Source organism: Caloranaerobacter longqiensis (assembly GCF_050286925.1).
GTDB lineage: Bacteria > Bacillota > Clostridia > Tissierellales > Thermohalobacteraceae > Caloranaerobacter.
Map to the genome: position 1 here is coordinate 86,078 of NZ_JBFWFX010000004.1, position 19,835 is coordinate 105,912.

20 protein-coding genes and 1 other RNA gene are annotated in these 19,835 nt (G+C 28.8%); 16 read left to right on the top strand and 5 right to left on the bottom strand.

Annotated features, from left to right (window positions below):
• Positions 1-12: 12 nt before the first annotated feature.
• From AB4Y15_RS05115 to AB4Y15_RS05170, 12 genes are all read left to right on the top strand, one after another.
• A complete protein-coding gene (locus AB4Y15_RS05115) occupies positions 13-1,176 on the top strand; it encodes a D-alanine--D-alanine ligase family protein (RefSeq protein ID WP_427338861.1) in 1,164 nt (387 codons plus the stop codon).
• Positions 1,177-1,328: 152 nt separating this feature from the next.
• Entirely contained in the window at positions 1,329-2,072 is a 744-nt protein-coding gene (locus tag AB4Y15_RS05120) for an alpha/beta hydrolase (protein WP_427339025.1), read from the top strand.
• Between the two features lie 23 nt (positions 2,073-2,095).
• Positions 2,096-2,647, top strand: a complete 552-nt coding sequence (locus AB4Y15_RS05125) for an HDIG domain-containing metalloprotein (RefSeq protein WP_427338863.1) — start codon at positions 2,096-2,098, stop codon at positions 2,645-2,647.
• A gap of 20 nt (positions 2,648-2,667) precedes the next feature.
• Positions 2,668-4,782, top strand: coding sequence for a ribonuclease R (gene rnr / locus AB4Y15_RS05130; protein WP_427338865.1), 2,115 nt, complete (start codon positions 2,668-2,670; stop codon positions 4,780-4,782).
• A gap of 89 nt (positions 4,783-4,871) precedes the next feature.
• Positions 4,872-5,039, top strand: coding sequence for a hypothetical protein (locus tag AB4Y15_RS05135; RefSeq protein ID WP_427338866.1), 168 nt, complete (start codon positions 4,872-4,874; stop codon positions 5,037-5,039).
• Positions 5,040-5,555: 516 nt separating this feature from the next.
• A complete protein-coding gene (locus AB4Y15_RS05140; protein ID WP_427338868.1) occupies positions 5,556-6,371 on the top strand; it encodes a hypothetical protein in 816 nt (271 codons plus the stop codon).
• A gap of 29 nt (positions 6,372-6,400) precedes the next feature.
• Positions 6,401-7,441: a hypothetical protein gene (locus AB4Y15_RS05145; RefSeq protein ID WP_427338869.1), complete on the top strand. Its 1,041-nt coding sequence runs from the start codon at positions 6,401-6,403 to the stop codon at positions 7,439-7,441.
• Complete coding sequence (locus AB4Y15_RS05150) at positions 7,438-7,704, top strand: S1 RNA-binding domain-containing protein (RefSeq protein WP_427338871.1); 267 nt, start codon at positions 7,438-7,440, stop codon at positions 7,702-7,704. The genes AB4Y15_RS05145 and AB4Y15_RS05150 overlap by 4 nt, the downstream gene beginning before the upstream one ends.
• Before the next feature lie 526 nt (positions 7,705-8,230).
• Positions 8,231-9,124, top strand: a complete 894-nt coding sequence (locus AB4Y15_RS05155; protein ID WP_427338873.1) for an MBL fold metallo-hydrolase — start codon at positions 8,231-8,233, stop codon at positions 9,122-9,124.
• Positions 9,125-9,389: 265 nt separating this feature from the next.
• Entirely contained in the window at positions 9,390-9,860 is a 471-nt protein-coding gene (gene smpB / locus AB4Y15_RS05160) for an SsrA-binding protein SmpB (protein ID WP_427338874.1), read from the top strand.
• Between the two features lie 30 nt (positions 9,861-9,890).
• Positions 9,891-10,244: a transfer-messenger RNA gene (ssrA, locus tag AB4Y15_RS05165) on the top strand.
• 382 nt (positions 10,245-10,626) lie between these two features.
• Positions 10,627-11,601 (top strand): 5'-nucleotidase, lipoprotein e(P4) family, encoded by a 975-nt coding sequence (locus AB4Y15_RS05170; RefSeq protein WP_427338876.1) that lies wholly within the window; start codon positions 10,627-10,629, stop codon positions 11,599-11,601.
• A 48-nt stretch (positions 11,602-11,649) separates the two neighbouring features.
• Here the strand turns inward: AB4Y15_RS05170 and sdaAA are convergent, their stop codons facing one another.
• From sdaAA to AB4Y15_RS05190, 4 genes are all read right to left on the bottom strand, one after another.
• On the bottom strand, positions 11,650-12,519 hold the full coding sequence (gene sdaAA, locus AB4Y15_RS05175; protein WP_427338878.1) for an L-serine ammonia-lyase, iron-sulfur-dependent, subunit alpha: 870 nt from the start codon (positions 12,517-12,519) through the stop codon (positions 11,650-11,652).
• Between the two features lies 1 nt (position 12,520).
• Complete coding sequence (gene sdaAB, locus AB4Y15_RS05180; RefSeq protein WP_427338879.1) at positions 12,521-13,201, bottom strand: L-serine ammonia-lyase, iron-sulfur-dependent subunit beta; 681 nt, start codon at positions 13,199-13,201, stop codon at positions 12,521-12,523.
• A gap of 118 nt (positions 13,202-13,319) precedes the next feature.
• A complete protein-coding gene (locus tag AB4Y15_RS05185; RefSeq protein ID WP_427338881.1) occupies positions 13,320-14,195 on the bottom strand; it encodes a toast rack family protein in 876 nt (291 codons plus the stop codon).
• Between the two features lies 1 nt (position 14,196).
• Positions 14,197-14,580, bottom strand: coding sequence for a PspC domain-containing protein (locus tag AB4Y15_RS05190; RefSeq protein ID WP_427338883.1), 384 nt, complete (start codon positions 14,578-14,580; stop codon positions 14,197-14,199).
• Positions 14,581-14,759: 179 nt separating this feature from the next.
• Here AB4Y15_RS05190 and AB4Y15_RS05195 point away from each other — a divergent pair, with 179 nt between their 5' ends.
• From AB4Y15_RS05195 to pepF, 3 genes are all read left to right on the top strand, one after another.
• Positions 14,760-15,203: a cell wall hydrolase gene (locus AB4Y15_RS05195; protein ID WP_427338886.1), complete on the top strand. Its 444-nt coding sequence runs from the start codon at positions 14,760-14,762 to the stop codon at positions 15,201-15,203.
• A 29-nt stretch (positions 15,204-15,232) separates the two neighbouring features.
• Positions 15,233-15,628: a hypothetical protein gene (locus AB4Y15_RS05200; RefSeq protein ID WP_427338887.1), complete on the top strand. Its 396-nt coding sequence runs from the start codon at positions 15,233-15,235 to the stop codon at positions 15,626-15,628.
• A gap of 175 nt (positions 15,629-15,803) precedes the next feature.
• Positions 15,804-17,609: an oligoendopeptidase F gene (gene pepF, locus AB4Y15_RS05205; protein ID WP_427338889.1), complete on the top strand. Its 1,806-nt coding sequence runs from the start codon at positions 15,804-15,806 to the stop codon at positions 17,607-17,609.
• A 37-nt stretch (positions 17,610-17,646) separates the two neighbouring features.
• On the opposite strand, the gene AB4Y15_RS05210 is transcribed toward pepF, so the two are convergent.
• Positions 17,647-18,465 (bottom strand): NAD(+)/NADH kinase, encoded by an 819-nt coding sequence (locus tag AB4Y15_RS05210; RefSeq protein WP_427338891.1) that lies wholly within the window; start codon positions 18,463-18,465, stop codon positions 17,647-17,649.
• Positions 18,466-18,881: 416 nt separating this feature from the next.
• On the opposite strand from AB4Y15_RS05210, the gene AB4Y15_RS05215 reads away from it, so the two are divergent.
• Positions 18,882-19,784, top strand: a complete 903-nt coding sequence (locus tag AB4Y15_RS05215) for an RluA family pseudouridine synthase (RefSeq protein WP_427338893.1) — start codon at positions 18,882-18,884, stop codon at positions 19,782-19,784.
• Positions 19,785-19,835: the final 51 nt, after the last annotated feature.

Here is a 19,835-nt window from a genome sequence, read left to right on the forward strand (position 1 = left end):
GGAGGGTTTTTTATGAAGAAAAGAGTAGGCGTAGTTTTTGGTGGAAGAAGTGTTGAGCATGAAGTGTCTGTCATAACAGGATTACAAGTTATAGAAAATATTGATAAATCAAAATATGAAGTTATACCGATTTATATAGACAAAGAAGGTAAATGGCTTATTGGTGATTCATTAAGCAAATTCGAAAACTTCAAAAACAAAGATTTTAGAAATATTAAAGAGGTAGTTATAACTCCGAAATACAATAATCATAAAATATACTCTCATCCAGAGAAAACTAATTTTTTTAGCAAGAAAATTTTAGAAACATTAGATGTAATCTTTCCAGCAGTTCATGGAACTAATGGAGAAGATGGTACATTACAAGGGTTATTTGAATTAATGAATATACCTTATGTAGGAGGTAGTGTATTAGCTTCGTCTGTTGGAATGGACAAAGTTATGATGAAATCTGTTTTTAAATCATATGAGTTGCCAATGGTTGACTATATGTGGTTTTATAGAAGTAGATGGGAAGATAAAGAAAAATTAATTGAAGAAATAGAAAAGACATTAGGATATCCAGTTTTTGTGAAACCTGCTAATTTAGGTTCAAGTATTGGAATTTCTAAAGCTAAAAATAGAGAAGATTTAATAAAAGCAGTAGAAGTAGCTATTAGGTATGATCGAAAGATAATTGTAGAAAAAGGAGTAGAAAAGCCTAGAGAAATAAACTGTTCAGTTATTGGATATGATGATAAATTGAAAACTTCAGTTTGTGAAGAGCCAGTTGGATGGAAAGAATTATTATCATTTGAAGATAAGTATATTAAGAGCAATACTAAAGGAACTAAAAATGGCAGGAGAATAATACCAGCAAATATACCAGATGATATTAGAGTTAAAATAGAAGAATTAGCGAAAAAAGCTTTTATGGCAATTGACTGCAGAGGTATAGCAAGAATTGACTTTTTATTGGATGATAAAAATAATATATATGTAAATGAGATTAATACAATGCCTGGTTCAATAGCTTATTATTTATGGGAGCCAAAGGGTATATCGTTTAAAGAACTTATAGATGAACTAATAGAAATTGCAATAAAGAGTCATGAAGAAAAAAATAAAAATATGTATTCTTATGATGTCAATTTGTTTAATAAAATAGATTTTCAAAACAAAGATGGGAAAATATAGAACTAATTATAATTGGGACTTTAGTTTGTCCCAATTATTTTTTTTAGCTGATAGTTATTAGCCATTATTTGCTTAAATTTTAATTTAAGCAAATAAAATATGTTATAATATTGTAATATAAGGTAGAAACGAATTAGAGGTTGGTGTTGAAAATGAAATATTTACACGATAATGCTAAGGCATTTTATTTTAAAGGAAATGATATTGGATGTCTGTTAATTCACGGTTTTACAGGTTCTCCAGCAGAAATGAAGCTGTTAGGAGAATTTCTTCATAAACAAGGTTATACGGTGAAAGGTGTATTACTTAAAGGGCATGGAACAACAGTAGAAGATATGGAAAAAACTACTTGGAAAGATTGGCTATCATCAGCAGAAATGGAATTGATAGATTTGATGCATAAATGTAATAAGGTAGTTATAATTGGATTATCTATGGGTGGAATAATAGCACTTAATTTAGCAGAAAGGTTTAATGTAGATGCAGTAGTAAGTATTGCTGCACCTATAAAAATAGTAAATAAAAAGGTGTATTTTGCAAGGATAATTAAATATTTTAAAAAATACATACCAAAACCTGAGAGAAAATTTGAAGATGTAAAAGATTACTGTATAAGTTATGATAGAACACCAGTAGCTGCAATTCCTCATCTATTAAAATTAATCAGAATTACTAAGAGAAGATTGAAAAAAGTTAAATCTCCAATACTTATAATTCAATCTAAAAATGATAAAACTGTAAAATATGAAAGTGCAGAATATATTTTTAAGAAAGTCGGTTCTCAGCTTAAAAAATTATTATATTTAAAAGAAAGTGGTCATTTAGTAACTTTAGATTTAGAAAGAGAAAAAGTATTTAATGAAATTAAAAAATTCTTAGTTGAAATAAACTTATAAAAATTTGAATGGGGGTAGTTAAGATGAATAGAATAGAAGCTTTAAAACATGTAAATGCTAATGTTAAAAATAAGAATTTAATTAAACATATGTTAGCTACAGAAGCAGTTATGAAAGGATTAGCAAGAAAGCTAAAACAAGATGAAGAAAAATGGGGGATTGCGGGACTACTGCATGATATAGATTATGAAAAGACAGCTAAGAATCCAGAAAAGCATAGTTTAATTGGTGCAGAAATGTTAGAGAAGCTAGGTTATGATGACGATATCGTCTATGCAGTAAAGGCGCATAATGATATGCATGGCTTAAAAAGAAATAGTTTAATGGATAAAGCATTATATTCAAGCGACCCATTAACGGGGTTAATAGTTGCAGCAGCTTTAATATCACCTGAAAAGAAATTAAATAAAATTGATGTGAAATTTGTGTTAAATAGGTTTAAAGAAAAGTCTTTTGCAAAAGGTGCAAATAGGGAACAAATAGCTGCTTGTAAAGAATTAGGTTTAGAGTTAGAAGAATTTATTGAAATAGGCTTAAGTTCTATGCAAGAAATTTCAAAAGAATTAGAATTGTAATAGTTTGGAGGTATCGTGTTATGAGTACAAAAGAGAAAATTATACAATTTATGAGAGAAGAAGCATATAAGCCAATGCTTAAACAAGAGCTTGTAAAGGTATTTGGAATTGCAGATAATGAAATAAACGATTTTTACAAGCTGTTAGATGCAATGGAGAAGGAAGGTATGATTGTTAAAACTAGAAATGACAGATATGGTGTACCTGAGCGTATGAATTTAATTGTAGGTACTTTGCAGGGACATCCTAGAGGATATGGTTTTGTAGTGCCTGATAATAAGGATATTAAAGATATTTTTATAGCTTCACAAGATTTAAATGGAGCACTACATGGAGATAGAGTTATAGCAAGAATAATAAGTAGAGGTTTTGGAGGTAAGAGTGAAGAAGGAGAAATTATAAGGATACTTGAAAGAGCTAATAAGACAATAGTAGGAACATTTGAAAAAAGTAAACATTTTGGATTTGTAGTTCCTGACGATAACAGGATAAATATGGATGTATTTATTCCAAAGTCAGAAATAAATGGTGCTAAGACAAATCAAAAAGTTGTTGTTGAAATTACTAAATGGCCTGAAAAAAGGAGAAATCCTGAAGGTAGGATAATAGAAATATTAGGTTATAAAGGTGATGTAGGGACAGATATATTGGCAATAATTAAAAAATATGGTCTTACAGAAGAGTTTCCTGAAAAGGTTTTAAAAGAAGCTGATAATATACCTGAAGAAATTCCGGAAGAAGAGATAAATAGACGTTTAGACTTAAGAGATAAAAACATTTTCACTATAGATGGAATAGATGCCAAAGATTTAGATGATGCAGTATCAATTGAAAGATTGGATAATGGGAATTTCAAATTAGGAGTTCATATTGCTGATGTATCTTATTATGTAAAAGAAAAGTCCCATTTAGATAAAGAAGCTTTAAAGAGAGGTACAAGTGTATATTTAGTTGATAGAGTTATTCCAATGCTTCCTAAGAAATTGTCAAATGGTGTTTGTAGTTTAAACCCAGGAGTTCCTAGACTTACTTTAAGTGTTTTTATGGAAATTGACAAACAAGGTAGAGTAATAGACCATGAAATTGTGGAAAGTATTATACAAAGTAAAGAAAGATTAGTTTACACAGATATTTCAAATCTTTTAGAAAATGATGATGAGGAATTGAAGAAAAGGTATAGCCATATTCTAGAAGATTTAAAGGCTATGGAGGAATTGTGTAATATATTGAGGAAAAAAAGAGAAAACAGAGGTAGCATAGATTTTGATTTTGATGAAGCAAAAATCATTTTAGATGAAAATGGAAAACCTATAGATATTAAGAAAGCAGAAAGAAGAATAGCAAATAGAATTATTGAAGAGTTCATGCTTGTTTGTAACGAAACGGTAGCAGAATATATGTATTGGTCACAAATTCCATTTGTATATAGAATACATGAAGATCCAGATGAAGAAAAGATTAATGAATTTAATAAATTTATTCATAATTTTGGATATCATCTAAAGGGTATTCAACAAATTCATCCGAAAGAACTTCAAAATCTGCTTAAAAAAGTAGAAGGTACTAAGGAAGAGACAGTAATAAATACATTAATGCTTAGATCATTAAAGAAAGCTAGATATAGTGCTGAACCTGATAGTCATTTTGGATTAGCAGCAAGATATTACTGTCATTTCACTTCACCTATAAGAAGATATCCAGACCTACAGATTCATAGAATAATAAAAGCTTTTATAAATGGTGAATTGAAAGGAAGTAAAATTGAGAAACTAAAGAAGAAATTACCTTATGTAGCAGAGCAATCATCTATAAGAGAGAGAATAGCAGATGAAGCTGAAAGGGAAACTGAAGATTTGAAGAAAGTAGAATATATGTCAGAAAGACTTGGCGAAATTTACGAGGGTATAATATCTGGTGTTATGCCGTTCGGTATTTTTGTAGAGTTAGATAATACTGTAGAGGGTTTAGTTCATATAAGTACTTTAGTTGACGATTATTATATATATGATGAGTTTAATCACAGCTTTATTGGTGAAAGAACTAAAAAGACTTATAAAATAGGAGATGTAGTTAAAGTAAAAGTAATGAAAGCAGATATAGATAAAAGAGAAATTGATTTTATATTTGTAGAGTAAAGATTATTAGGCTTAGCATTTAAAGTTAAGCCTAATATTTTTTTTATCGGCTTTTTGTTAATAGTTGAGGCAGGTATTATCTAGTATGCTTGCTTAGAATATATAGACCTCATGAATTTAGTAGTGAAGAAATAAAGAAAATTATGCTAGGGTATAAAACGCAATTTGATTCAGGAATATTAGAAGCATTTTTGCAAATTGTGCAAGCAGTTATGATTTTGTTTGAGATTTTAAATGAATATTATTATAAAAGTTAGGATACTAAACATAAGAATCTTGGCTTCTATTATTACCATTTTTAGAGCTTATACACTAATTAAATGAAAAATTAGAAGAAAATATTTACAATTGTTTTTTTGTTGTATTATAATAAGAAGCAAGTACTACTTACTTAATAACCTAATAATTTAATAAGATTAATTATTTTACGTAATAAAAGCAGAAACAAAAGTTTTAAGAAGATATTTTCATTGTTAAATTTATTAAAGAAATTACTAAAAGTATATGCATACTAGAAAACTCTAGAAGTTTTCTTCTTTCTGTTAGATTGTGTTTTATTTTGAACATTAATTTTTGTAAAATTCAAAAATGTTTGACGAAGTGGGATGTTTTGAAATAAATCTGAATAAATATCTTATTTTTAAAGTTGCAAAATTTTGCAACTAGCTGTTTGAAACGTGTCTGAGGAGGTGAGTAGGTATGTGAAAACTATTAGATAAGATATTTATTTTGAAGTGTTTTACAAACTATATTATGCAAGGAGGAAATTATTTATGAAAAAATTTGTAATATTTTTTGTGATATGTTTTTTATTTTTACCTTCTACATTAATAACTTTTGCTCAAGATAGCAAATTAGAATGTTCATATAGTGATAAATTAAAATTAAAAATTCAACAAGCAAAAGAGTTCAAAAAAAACAAAGTTTTAGAAAAACTTGATGACAAAATTAGTAAATATTATCAGCAAAATAAAAATAAAATACTAGCTTTATCAGATATCAGAGACTTTAATACCAAAAAAACACAAAACATTATAAAAGCTATAGGAAATGATATAATTAACTGTAATTTAAGAGAAAATAATGGTTTTAATTTTGATATGAATATAGGTATTGGAGAACCTACGGGGTCTAATAATATAGATTATACATACTTTATGGATGGAGATATTATTTTAGTCCATGATGGTTTTTGTCCTTATGGATATTATAGACATGGAGGAATATTTGTAGAAGAAGAAGATAAGTTTATATCTGCTCAAATAGGTGAAGGTGTAATATGGGAATCAAAATCTAAATATCATGGATATGATGAAGCAATAGGATTATATGTGGATTACAAAATAGATTTACCTGATCAAAGAAAATATGCTACCGATGCTATAGTAGATTATCTTAAGCAGCAGTTAGGGAAACCATATAAGCTTTCAGGTAAAAATGATGAAAGTTCGTGGTATTGTACAAAACTGCCTTGGAAAGGATGGAATAAAATCACAAATGTAGATATAGATGGAGATAGCGGTATCTTTTGTTTCCCAGATAATATTTATAGTGATACTGATACAGTAATTTTTGAATTTGCAAATTAATATTATTTTTAAAGTAAAGTGGTGATAATTTGAGCAAAATTAGAAAAAGAATATCAGTTATAATAATATTAATTATTATTTCGACATTTATGGTTACGATGAAAATTAAACATAGTAATGTGGCGAGTTCATATGATAGCAAAACAGGAGCAGGTTTATATGTTCTATCAACCTATAAAATGTACTATTTAGCAAATGATACATATGATGTGGTAGAACAAACAAAGCTAAATGGTGCTTATGACATGGCGATTGGAGAAAAAAACAAAGTGTATGTACCAATTTATGGTTATGCAAACAATGTTGGAAAAAAGATAAAAGTATTTAAAGATGGAAAAGTGCAAAATGAGATAATATTAGAATATACTCTTCCAGATAAGGTAAGATATAATAAATACAATAAAAAAGCTTATATATGGTATGCTTGTAAAATTACATCACAAGAAGAAAATGGTATTACAGTTATTGATACAGTTAATGATACTGTTGTAAAACATATTAAATATAATAATTGTATTGAAGATATAGTTTTTACAGATGATAATAAAATGATAGTTAGCGCATGGGGAGTAACAGGTGGAGATTGGAAACTTGATGTTATTGATTTAGAAAATGATTCTATAATAAAAACAATTTCGTTTAAACCTAAAATAACATCAATGGAGTTTATAGGTAACAATCTTATATATGCAGTTTCTACTTTATTAGATGAACCATATGTATATGTAATAGATTATAAAAAAGGTAAGCTAATAGATAAGATAAAAGTAAGCTCTAAATATAGATATAAAGTTTGTAAGGCTACAATAAAAGGAAAAGAATATATATATGTAATACATTTAAATATCGATAATAATGAAGGTGATGTAATATCAGTAATTGATCCTTTAACAAGAAAGATGGTGAATAAAATTACAGGTATAAGTTCCCCTAATGATTTATCTTTTCATAATGGTAAGTTATTAGTAAGTAGCTGGCTTAATAATAAAATATATGTATTAGAAAATAATAAAATAGTTAAAGAAATAGACATACAAAAGCCTAATAGAATATTGAGCATTACTCAATGAGGTACGATATAAGAGAGAGAATAGCAGATGAAGCTGAAAGGGAAACTGAAGATTTGAAGAAAGTAGAATATATGTCAGAAAGACTTGGCGAAATTTACGAGGGTATAATATCTGGTGTTATGTCGTTCGGTATTTTTGTAGAGTTAGATAACACTGTAGAGGGTTTAGTTCATATAAGTACTTTAGTTGACGATTATTATATATATATGATGAGTTTAATCATAGTTTTATTGGTGAAAGAACTAAAAAGACTTATAAAATAGATGTAGTTGGAAAAGTAAAAGTAATGAAAGCAGATATAGATAAAAGAGAAATTGATTTTATATTTGTAGAGTAAAGATTATTAGGCTTAGCATTTAAAGTTAAGCCTAATATTTTTTTTATCGGCTTTTTGTTATTACTATTTTTAGAATTTATATACTAATTAAATGAAAAATTAGAAATAGTATTTACAATTGTATTTTATTGTTATACAATGATAAAAAAGTAAGCAATATTTACTTAACAACCTAATAATTTAATAAGACTAATTATCTTCGTAAATTTTTAAGAATTATAATCAATCAATATTTATCAAACTCAACAAAACTTACTAAACGTGAAAAGAATATTAAAACTTTTGACAATACCTAGTTGTATCTTTTGAAGGACAAAGTTAGAATCTATGTTAAAACAATAGATTTAACGAAAACAAAAGTTATAAAAAGTGGGAATCTAACATTAGAGATAATTGAAGGTAAACAAGAACCAAAAATGTCGCATTGCTATGTGTTAGTTTGAGGTGATAAAATGGAATTGAGACAAATAACTGAAAAAGTTTATTTTATTCCAAACCCAGCAAATATAGGGGTTATTCGTGATGGTAAAATGGTAATTTTAATAGATAGTGGTTTAGATGATGATACTGGAATAAAGATATTAAAAGCTTTAGAAAATTATGGTCTTTATCTTAAAGCAATAATAAATACACATTCACATGCAGATCATTGTGGAGGAAATGCTTATTTAAAAGAAAAGACATGCGCAAAGATTTATGCCCCTGAAATAGAAGCAGGAATAATACAATATTCTTATTTAGAGCCTTTTTATTTCTTTTCTGGTGCAAGTCCTATTAAAGATTTAAAAAATAAGTTTTTGATGGCAAGACCATCTCGAGTTGACTACGTTATAAAAAATAATGAAAGTAAATTATTCTTTGATAAAATAGAGTTAAAAATTGTCCGATTACCAGGCCATTCGCCTAACCAGATTGGAATAGGAGTTGAGAATGTTCTATTTTGTGCTGATTCTATCATTTCAAAGGATACATTAAAAAAACACAAAATTCCATTTTGTGTAGATATAGACAAACAGAAAAAAACTTTAAATTTTCTTAAAGAAAGCAAGTATAAGTTTTATGTTCCTAGTCATGCAAAACCATTAGATAACATTTTAGATTTAGCTATTGCTAATCTGAAAATAATTGAAGATGTTGAGAAGTATCTTATACATAATATTAGAGGAAGTAAAACAACTGAGGAAATTCTGAGGGAGTTATGTAATCATTATAAAATAGAAATAAAAAGCATTCAACAGTATTATTTAATGAATACAGTAACAATGGCCTATCTTAGTTTTTTATATAAGAAAGGCAGATTTGAGCTAATGATAAGTGGTAACACATTATATTGGAAAAAAATATAAATTAAAATTCATTGCTGAATCCGTGATAGTTAGAAATCAAAGACATTAACTTAATCCATATTATTCGGCAAACATTACATTTAGGCGAAAGTGGTTAGTAGTCTATCCGATATAGTTAAAAAATAATAAATTTATAAAATTCGGAAATTTTCTATCCTTTAAAAATTTACAGTAGTTTGGCACAATCCAAAAAGTGAGGGATATTGACAAAAAAATATATATATGCTATAATTACTTTCGCACTAAATATAATGTGGTGGTAAATATGGGAAAAGGTAATAATATAAAAATAATCGCAAGAAACAAAAAGGCAAGGCATGACTATTTTATTGAAGAAACATTTGAAGCAGGTATTGTTTTAACAGGTACGGAGGTAAAATCAATAAGACAAGGCAAAGTTAATCTTAAGGATAGCTATGCTGTTGTAGAAAATGGCGAGGTATTTATTAATAATATGCATATAAGCCCTTATGAGCAGGGTAATATTTACAATACCGACCCGTTGAGAAAAAGGAAATTATTGCTTCATAAAAGAGAAATAAATAAGTTAATTGGCTATACTACACAAAAGGGTTATTCTTTGATACCTTTAAGCATATATATAAAAAATGGACTAGTAAAATTGGAATTGTCAATAGCTAAAGGAAAGAAATTATACGATAAAAGACATGATATTGCTAAGAGAGATGCTGAAAGAAGGATACAAAAACATTTAAGTGCAAAGTATAATTATTAACAGATAAGAAGTAAGTTCTGTCGATATCATGGGGGCGAATATGGTTTCGACGGGGGCATGGAGTCAAGAGTAGCGAGCCGTTGTCGCCAAGCAACGTTAAAAGTGGCATCTAAAAATAAACGCAAACGATAATTACGCTTTAGCTGCGTAAGGAAATACGCGGCCGCTTCCTCTAATAGACCTGCCTATTAGAGTGTAAGTGTCATAGACTGCAGGGAACTGCTATAGGGGTTCTCCGACCTATAGTAGATTAATTGGAGATAGCCGAGGATGAAGCCTGTTGCTGGGCGTCATTCTTGGCGAAATATAATACAGCAACTGCGCTCGGAGAAGCTCTTGACGAAGTGCTTTCGGACGTGGGTTCGACTCCCACCGCCTCCACCAGTAAAGAAAGTCTTTGATTTACATTAAAATGTAAATCAAAGGCTTTTTTATATTTCTCTATTATAAGTTTTGCTCTAGCTTTTTTGTGAATAACTAGATAAGGTTCTATATCTATTAAAAATTCAATAGCATCATTATAAATTATTCTATAATGAGTAGGAATTTCTGTGTTTATCTTTGTAACCCATTCTAATAATTTAATGTCAGTATAGGAAATTAATTTTTATAATTTCTAAAAAATAAAGTGTTTAATAATAGGAAATATTAAAATTATTTAAACAAAATAAAGAAGGGAAAATTATATAAATGTAGAATATTGTATATAAATGTAGAATTATTATACATATTTATAATTCGAAAATAACTATAAGGAGGTTTTTTAATGTTTAGGAACAGAAAAAAAGTATTAAGCACTGCTATTGTATTATTAATGGCTATTGCTTTAGTTGGTGTAAATGCTCTTGCGATAGCTGGAAGTGATGTTTATATTGTAAAACCTGGTGATACACTAGGTAAAATAGCAAAACAATATGGATTGGATTGGAAAAAGTTAGCAGAAATTAATAAATTAAAAAATCCTCATTTAATATTTCCTGGTGATAAGATAGTATTAACGGATTATACTACAAAAGACTTAAATGAACAGTTAGTAATGGCTACTTCTTGGGTTCAAAATTCAGCTGAATATAGAGCATTATGTTATCAAGCTTTCAATCTTGCAAAAATGATATTAGATAATGATTTAGCTACTAATACTTCAACTGAGAAGAGAGCAATTATTGTAGATATAGACGAAACAGTTCTTGATAATAGCGCATATGAAGCACATTTAATTGGAAAAGATTACGGATATTCATCAAAAACTTGGAATCCATGGATGGCAGAAGGAATTGCAGAACCTATCCCAGGAGCGGTAGAATTTTTAAACTATGCTGCAGATAAAGGAGTAGAAGTTTTCTATATTTCAAATAGAAAAATGGTAGGTTTTGAAGGTACATTGAAGAATTTGAAGGAAAAGGGATTCCCATTTGCTGATAAAGAGCATATAATGCTTAGAACTGCAGAATCTAGCAAAAAAGCAAGAAGAGAGAAAGTAGATGAGAATTATAGAATAGTTTTACTTATGGGCGATAATCTAAACGATTTTTCAGAAGTTTTCGAGAAAAAATCTATACAAGATAGATTCGCAGTTACTGATGAGTATAAAGACTACTTTGGTACAAAGTTTATAGTACTACCTAACCCAATGTATGGTGAATGGGAAGGGGCTATATATAACTATAATTGGGGCGCTTCTGCTAAAGAGAAAAACGAGATGAGAAAGAGAAATTTAAGAGTTTGGAATTTTGAAAATTAATTCAACTAAAAAACCTTGATTTGCTTGGCAAATCAAGGTTTTTTTAATTCATTTTAATATTTCTTTCATTAACTTTTTGCCAGTAGGGGTTGCAGCAAGACCTCCCAATGCAGTTTCTCTCAATTCAACAGGAAGAGCTCTTCCTACATTATACATAGCTTCTACAACTTCATCAAAAGGTATTATACTTTTGACACCAGCAAGAGCTAAATCGGCAGAAATTAATGCATTTGCTGCACCTGAAGCATTTCTTTTAGCACATGGTGCTTCTACTAAACCGGCAATTGGATCGCATACAAGTCCTAGAATATTTTTTATAGCAATAGCTGCTGCATGTAAGGACATTTCTGGTGTTCCTCCAGCCATTTCAACAACTGCAGCTGCTGCCATAGCAGATGCAGCTCCACATTCAGCTTGGCATCCACCTTCTGCACCTGATATTGTTGCATTTTTAGCAATAATTTGACCTATACCTGCAGCAGTAAAAAGAGCATTTATAATATCTTCTTCATTTGCGTTTAAAACTTCTGCAGCTGTAAAAATAACAGAAGGTATTATTCCACAAGAACCAGCAGTAGGAGCGGCTACAATTTTACCCATAGCAGCATTTACTTCAGAACAAGATAATGCTCTTGCCATAGCTTTGTTTATGACGTCTCCACATAAAGTTTTTTTGCTTTTTCTATAATTTTCAACTTTTTTAGAATCTCCACCTATAAGACCACTTATAGATTTAATATCATTTTCTAAACCGCGTGTTGAAGCTTCTTTCATTACTATAAGATTTTCTTTCATTCTATTTCTTAATTCTTTTTTGTCTATTTCCGAAACTTGGGCTTCATTTTCTAGTATAATTTCCCAAAGTTTAAGTCCTTTTTCATTTGCTATTTTGAGCAATTCTTCACCAGTATTGAACATTTTAACACCTCTTCTTTATAGGATTAATTGCTTTTACATTAGTAATTTCTTTTATGTTTTGTAGTTCTTCAATAACTATCGGATTAATTTCATGGTCAGTTTCAATAATCATGGAAGCTTCTTTTCCTTTTGTTTTTCTATTTACTTTCATAGTTGCAATATTAATATCATGTTTAGCTAAAACTGTAGTAACTTTACTTATAATACCTTTTTTATCTATATGTTTAATTACTAGAGTAGGATACATGCCAGAGAATTCAACATTATATCCGTTGATATTAGTAATGATAATACTACCACCACCTATAGATGAACCAGTTACATCTATTTTTCTGCCATCTTTCATATAAAATACTATTTTTACTGTATTAGGGTGTTCATATCCTAAATCAGTTTCAACAAATCTGATTTTTATCCCTTTTTCTTTTGCTATATTAAGAGAATTTTTCAATCTTTCATCATAAGGCTCCATGCCTAAAACGCCTGCAACTAAAGCTCTATCAGTACCATGCCCTTTGTATGTTTTTGCAAAAGACCCATGTAAATAAAAAGTTACAGCTTCAAAATCATTACCTGCTATTTCCATGGCAACTTTACCTAGCCTTGCGGCACCTGCTGTATGAGAACTTGAAGGGCCAATCATAATAGGACCTAGTATGTCAAATGTACTATAATTTTTCATTTGTATCTCCCTTCTTATGTAATCTTCCATTGTTATTTTAACACCTAGTATTTACAGATACAATAAGAATTATAATGGAATAAGAAAAGACCCATCTAAAAAAGATGGGGCTTTGATTTTATTCATATTTAATATTAAGATTACCTGCACCTATATTAACAGCTATATAAATTCTTTTATCAGCATTATCATAATTAGGAGATATATAATAATTGTTTTTATGTATCCAATTAAGATTCTTCAGATTACTATGTTTTACACCACCATCGAATCTAATTTTAACCCCTAAATCTCTTGGAATAGTTATATTAATATCACCAGCTCCCATATCAATATCGACTTTTGAGTCTTTAAGTTTCTGACCTAATAAAATATCAACACTTCCAGCACCAGCATCAATATCTAAGTTTTGGAAATTGATACTTTGCAAATCAAAAGAGCCATCTATAGCTCCCATATCGACATTTATATCCCAGACTATATTTTCATCAATATTAAATTTGTATTTATAACCTCTTTTAGTTACTATTTTTTTATTCTTTTTGTATTTAAATTCAATTTGTGCAGTTTTTGAATTATTATTAAAATTAGATTCATAGTAAACATTTGGGTCAGTTGTATAAACATTAAGAAGTTCATTTTTTGTTGATTTTAAGTTAAAATCACCTGCTAACAACTTAAGTTCTAAAATACCATTGGTTATAAAATCTTTTTTTTCTAACACTATGTTTTGATTTTCTAATTCATCTAAATCTGAATTTTCTAAATAAAATCCATAAAATATAGCAAAGATTATAAATAATATCCAAGCAATAATAATAATAATTTTATTTTTTCTAAATATTAAATTTAGTCCTATAATAATTAAAATTACGGGCCATAAGTCAAAGAAAATATTCCAAACAGAAAAATTTAAAATATTAAGGTTATCTAAAAGCCAAAAGATGCCTAAAAATATTAATATAAAACCTACTGTAAAATTTTTATTTTTCAAATCATTCCCTCGCTTTCTGATTATATATTATATATATACCTGCAATTATGAGTAAAATAGGCCATAACTTTTCGAAATCAATCCAATATAATGTCTTTTTAAGTAGAAATATGACTCCAAGTAGAATTAAGATTGAACCTGCCAGTATTCTATTTCTATCAGTATTATTTTTGTTATTATAGTTATATTCATGTGAAAATACAGGTGATTCAGGGATTACTATAGCACATATTATATATGCTAAAAAACCTATTCCCATAGTAAATCCCAATATAAGCCAAAATAATCTAACTAAAGTAGAGTCAATATCAAAATATTCAGCTATGCCACCACAAACACCTGCAATCATTCTATCACTAGTTGAACGGTATAACTTTTGTTGCATTTCTAAAACTCCTTTCTTTGATATTTTCTATTTATATTTATTAAACATTTTCGAAAGAATTCCTCTAAAAATTTACTATATTTCTCAAATTTCTGGTAATAAATTATTAAATACGTGTGCCAGTTTATATTTTTAATAAATATATTATTAGTAGCAGTAGGCATAAAGGAGGTGTGAATATGGCATACTCCACACGTGAGTTGTTTGCTAGACTAATTAAATGTGAAGCAGGAGGAGAAGGCGAATTAGGAATGAAGGCAGTTGCAACAGTAGTAATGAATAGAGTTCATGTAGCTTATGGAGAGTATCAAAGAGTATGTCAGGGAGATTTAAGAAAAGTTATTTATCAGAAAGGACAATTCGATTGCGTTAAAGGCATAATAGCTGGTAGAGCTAACCCTCAGACAATTTGGGCTAATCCACCAGAAAAGATACATTACGATATTGCAGATTGGGCTTTATCAGGTAATAAAGTTTATAATATAGGAGATTGTCTGTGGTATATGAATCCATTTAGTCCAACATGTCCAGGTATTTTCCCTTGGAATGGAACAGGGAATTTGAGAACTAGAATAAGAAAACATTGTTTTTATTCACCAACTGAGTTATACAAAGACACTTAATTTATTTTATTTGAAAAGGAGGGATTATTTTGAGAAGAAAGGCAAATCATGTTACAAAAGATATAAAGAAACCTAGCACTCCAATGCAACCAATGATGCCAATGATGCCACAAATGCCAATAATGCCTATGCCTTGTCCTGGTTATCCAGTAGGTATGCCACCTCAAATAGAGAATCCAGTAGATTTTGAGATAGAACCTGGGCCACCAGTAATTGTTGATAAGAATTATTTACAAGGATATTTAAAAACATTAATAGGGAAATTTATTAGAGTAGATTTCATAGTTGGAACTAATATGTTTGTAGATAAAGAGGGGACTTTGGAAGAAGTTGGAATTGACCATATCGTTTTAAGACAGGCAGAAACAAATGATTTAATAGTTTGTGACTTGTATTCTATTAAGTTTGTTAAGGTTTTTGAATAAAACAACAACAGCTACTAAGAGTAAAATCTTAGTAGCTGAGCTTGTTCTAGCATCATACCAAACACATTTTTTTTCTTTTTTTGGTTGATAAATAAGAAAAAAGTGGTAAACTTTATTAATAAAGTATAAAATAATGTTAGGTATATTTAATTAAGTTGAGAAGGGGGAATTTTTAATGACTAGTACTAAAAATGTACTTAAGGAAAGGAATGAAATTGAAGAAAAATTCAAATGGAATTTAGAGAGTATGTATGAAAACGATGATAAGTGGGAAGAAGACTTTCAAACTATTAAAAAACTCATTAAGCAAATTAAGCAATATAAGGGCAAAGTGGGGGAAAGTGGAAAAGTATTATTGGAAGTACTAGAATTAGAAAGTAAAATTTTAAGAATGATTAATAATGTTTACACATATGCAAAAATGAGGGAAGATGAAGATACAAGAAATGGTAAGTATCAGGCTTTAGCAGACAGAGCAACAAGTTTAATGGTAGAGGTTGAAGAAAGTATTTCTTTTATTGTGCCAGAAATACTTTCGATAAAGGAAAGTGTTTTGAATGATTATTTAGACAATGTTGAAGGATTAAAACTGTATAGACATCATATTGAAAAAATAGTAAGAAGGAAAAAACATTATCTTTCTCCAGAAGAAGAAGCTATTATTGCACAAGCTGGAGAATTAGCTAATTCACCTGAAACAATATTTGGAATGCTAAATAATGCTGATATAAAGTTTCCAACTATAATAGATGAAAAAGGGAATGAAGTTACTATAACTCATGGGAATTTCATAAAATTAATGGAAAGCAAAGATAGGAGAGTTAGAAAAGATGCATTCAAAGGGCTATATGATACTTACAATAAATATAGGAATACTTTTTATGCAACATTATCAGCTAACATAAAGAAAGATATTTTTTATAGTAAAGTGAGAAAATATAATTCTTCATTGGAAGCTGCCCTTGATGTGAACAATATTCCTGTTGATGTATATGATAATCTAATTAAAGCAGTACATGATAACCTTTCTTCGATGCATAGATATGTAAAGTTAAGAAAGAAAGTGCTTGGATTAGATGAATTACATATGTACGATTTATATACACCTCTAGTTAAAGATATAGATATGGAAATACCATATGAAGAAGGAAAGAAAATAGTATTAGAAGGGCTTAAACCTTTAGGAGATGAATATATAGAAATAGTTAAGGAAGGCTTCAACTCAAGATGGATTGATGTTTATGAAAATAAAGGTAAAAGAAGTGGGGCTTATTCTTGGGGAACATATGATTCATATCCGTTTATACTATTAAATTATCAGGATAATTTAAACAGCGTATTTACATTAGCACATGAGTTGGGACATTCTTTACATAGCTATTATTCAAGAGAAAATCAGCCTTATATATATGGTGGTTATAGTATCTTTGTTGCAGAAGTTGCATCTACTGTTAATGAAGCTATACTGATGGAGTATATGATTGATAAAGCTAAAAATAAAGATGAAAAGCTATATCTTTTAAATCATTATTTAGAGAAGTTTAGAGGGACAGTTTATAGACAGACTATGTTTGCAGAGTTTGAAAAATTAATTCATGAAGAAGTTGAAAACGGAAGGTCATTAACAGCTGATAGCTTATGTAGAATGTATAAAGAGTTGAATAGAAAGTACTATGGGCCAGATATTGTTATTGATGATGAGATAGCAATGGAATGGGCAAGAATTCCACATTTTTATTATAATTTCTATGTATATCAATATGCGACTGGTTTTTCTGCAGCTATAGCATTGTCACAGAAAATTCTAAAAGAAGGCAAAGAATCAGTAAACAAATATATTGATTTCTTGAAGAGTGGTAGTTCAGATTATCCAATTAATGTACTTAAAAAGGCAGGAGTAGATATGACTACACCACAACCTGTAGATAATGCTCTTAAACTATTTAACAGATTACTTGATGAAATGGAGAGTTTATTATAACAAAGGCGGCATTGCCGCCTTTTTCTAAATACATAATTTATAAAAACTTTTCTTTTATTTTATTCCAAAAGTTTTTACTTTTTAAAGTAAGCATTTTTATTGTCATGTCAGATAATTTAAAGTTAATTTCAACTATATTATCAAATTTATACTGCTGACCATCCACTACAATTAGAATAGAATTTTCAAATCTGTATTCAGGATTAATTTTAATAGTCATATTTTCAGGCACAATTATACTAGAAGTTAATGCTCTATAAACGTTAGAATTGAGAGGGGCTAAAGGAGTTATTTGAAGAGTTTTTAAGGATGAATGAACTATACTTCCGCCAGCAGAATAGCTATATGCAGTACTGCCGACAGGAGTAGATATTATTACTCCGTCGCCACTAAGTCTTTCCAAGTAAGCATCATCGATTGATATATCGAGATGAATTGTCTTTGATTCTATTCCTTTAATTGCAATTTCATTTACTCCAATTAATTCAATACAGCTAGTTCTAGTGCAAATTAATGCTTCTACGAGGAAAATTTCTTCAATCTTGTATTTGCCTTTAACTAAATTATCTATAAAGTTATCTATTTTATCAGGAGAAACCTCTTGAAAAAATCCAAGATGTCCTGTATTTATTCCGATAAAAGGTATATCAGGAAAGTTATAATTATGAACAGCTTTAAGAAAAGCACCGTCTCCACCAATACAAATATTTAATGCGGCACTATAGTCATAACCTACAGCGATTTTAAAGCCTCTTTGTGTTAGTTTTTCTTTTAAAATATTAGCCGTTTTAATAGAATCATTCTTATTATTATGTATAATATTGATTATATTATTGTCAAATCCTGCAAAGGACAAAATTATCCCTCCAATATAGAATATTAATTTGACCTATCAATTGAGTCTTTATAATCCATAGGAAATTATATACCATTCAAATTGTGGATGATTTAAAATATAATTTCCGTAATGGATATAGGCAAAATCTTCCTTGATTTATTTAAATCGAAGATTTTGTTCTTTTATAATTATTAACATTTTTAAAACTAAAAGTAGGCTAATAGTTAACAGGTTACAGGTTGAATAACCGTAAATTGTTAACCAATAATATAGTCCGTTAATAAAGTTTTATTTCTATAAGTACTAAAAAAAAGGAGTTAGTTTTCTAGTTTGTATTAATGATATTATTTGCAATTACTATGCTATAATAATTATAGCATAAAACAATACTAATCTTAATAACAAACTAGAATATAATGGATTGGAGGAAGTTTATGATTGAGTTAATAGAAAGTGAGAGTGTAATTAATTTTTATGTAGATGAAGATGGTTTGTTAATAAAAGAGATTTTAAAAGATAAATTTAACATTTCAGATAGATTTTTAAAAAAACTTGAAAGGACTAGATCAGTTTTTTTAAACGGTTCAAGAATAAAAACTAATAAAACTGCTAAAAAGGGAGATAAAATAACTATTGTCATGGAGGATGAAACAGACGAAAATGTACCTCAGCAAATACCAATAGAAATTGTATATGAAGATTTTGATTTACTTATATTAAATAAGCCGCCTAAAATAGTTGTACATCCTACTAAAAGTCATCCAGATAATACGATTGCAAATGGTGTTGCATATTATTTTAAGCAAAAAAAGATAAAAAAGAAGGTACGATTTGTAAATAGACTTGATATGGATACATCTGGCATTCTTGTTATCGCTAAAAATCCTTTTGCACATCAGCAATTAGCACAACAATTTGAATCTAATATAGTTGAAAAAAGATATCTAGCTATAGTAGAGGGTATAGTTAAAGACGATGAAGGCACAATTAGAAAAGCTATAGGGCGATGTGATGACATTTCTATAAAAAGAACTGTATTAGAAGATGGGAAAATAGCAATAACAAATTATAGAGTATTAGAGCGTTATAAAAATGCAACATTACTAGAAATACATATAGAAACAGGTAGAACTCATCAGATAAGAGTTCACTTAAGTCATATAGGACACCCAATAATAGGAGATTCACTATATAATAAACCTAGTCAATTGATTGATAGACAGGCACTACATTCTTACTCTCTTAGTTTTATAACACCTAGAACAAAAGAAAGAAAAACTATTTTTGCTCAGTTACCTAAAGATATGAAGTTACTTATAGAAAAACTAAGCTGCTAAAAAGCTTTTCGGACTGTTGTTAGCTATGTCAACAGTCTGTATTTTTTGAAA

Excerpts from the sequence above, each read along its gene's own strand:
- AB4Y15_RS05190 (WP_427338883.1), bottom strand. The coding sequence starts at position 14,580 with ATGCAACAAAAGTTATACCGTTCAACTAGTGATAGAATGATTGCAGGT.
- AB4Y15_RS05115 (WP_427338861.1), top strand. The coding sequence starts at position 13 with ATGAAGAAAAGAGTAGGCGTAGTTTTTGGTGGAAGAAGTGTTGAGCAT.
- AB4Y15_RS05215 (WP_427338893.1), top strand. The coding sequence starts at position 18,882 with ATGATTGAGTTAATAGAAAGTGAGAGTGTAATTAATTTTTATGTAGAT.
- smpB (WP_427338874.1), top strand. The coding sequence starts at position 9,390 with ATGGGAAAAGGTAATAATATAAAAATAATCGCAAGAAACAAAAAGGCA.
- sdaAB (WP_427338879.1), bottom strand. The coding sequence starts at position 13,201 with ATGAAAAATTATAGTACATTTGACATACTAGGTCCTATTATGATTGGC.
- AB4Y15_RS05120 (WP_427339025.1), top strand. The coding sequence starts at position 1,329 with ATGAAATATTTACACGATAATGCTAAGGCATTTTATTTTAAAGGAAAT.
- AB4Y15_RS05195 (WP_427338886.1), top strand. The coding sequence starts at position 14,760 with ATGGCATACTCCACACGTGAGTTGTTTGCTAGACTAATTAAATGTGAA.
- sdaAA (WP_427338878.1), bottom strand. The coding sequence starts at position 12,519 with ATGTTCAATACTGGTGAAGAATTGCTCAAAATAGCAAATGAAAAAGGA.
- AB4Y15_RS05170 (WP_427338876.1), top strand. The coding sequence starts at position 10,627 with ATGTTTAGGAACAGAAAAAAAGTATTAAGCACTGCTATTGTATTATTA.
- AB4Y15_RS05155 (WP_427338873.1), top strand. The coding sequence starts at position 8,231 with ATGGAATTGAGACAAATAACTGAAAAAGTTTATTTTATTCCAAACCCA.
- pepF (WP_427338889.1), top strand. The coding sequence starts at position 15,804 with ATGACTAGTACTAAAAATGTACTTAAGGAAAGGAATGAAATTGAAGAA.
- AB4Y15_RS05150 (WP_427338871.1), top strand. The coding sequence starts at position 7,438 with ATGAGGTACGATATAAGAGAGAGAATAGCAGATGAAGCTGAAAGGGAA.
- AB4Y15_RS05140 (WP_427338868.1), top strand. The coding sequence starts at position 5,556 with ATGAAAAAATTTGTAATATTTTTTGTGATATGTTTTTTATTTTTACCT.
- rnr (WP_427338865.1), top strand. The coding sequence starts at position 2,668 with ATGAGTACAAAAGAGAAAATTATACAATTTATGAGAGAAGAAGCATAT.
- AB4Y15_RS05125 (WP_427338863.1), top strand. The coding sequence starts at position 2,096 with ATGAATAGAATAGAAGCTTTAAAACATGTAAATGCTAATGTTAAAAAT.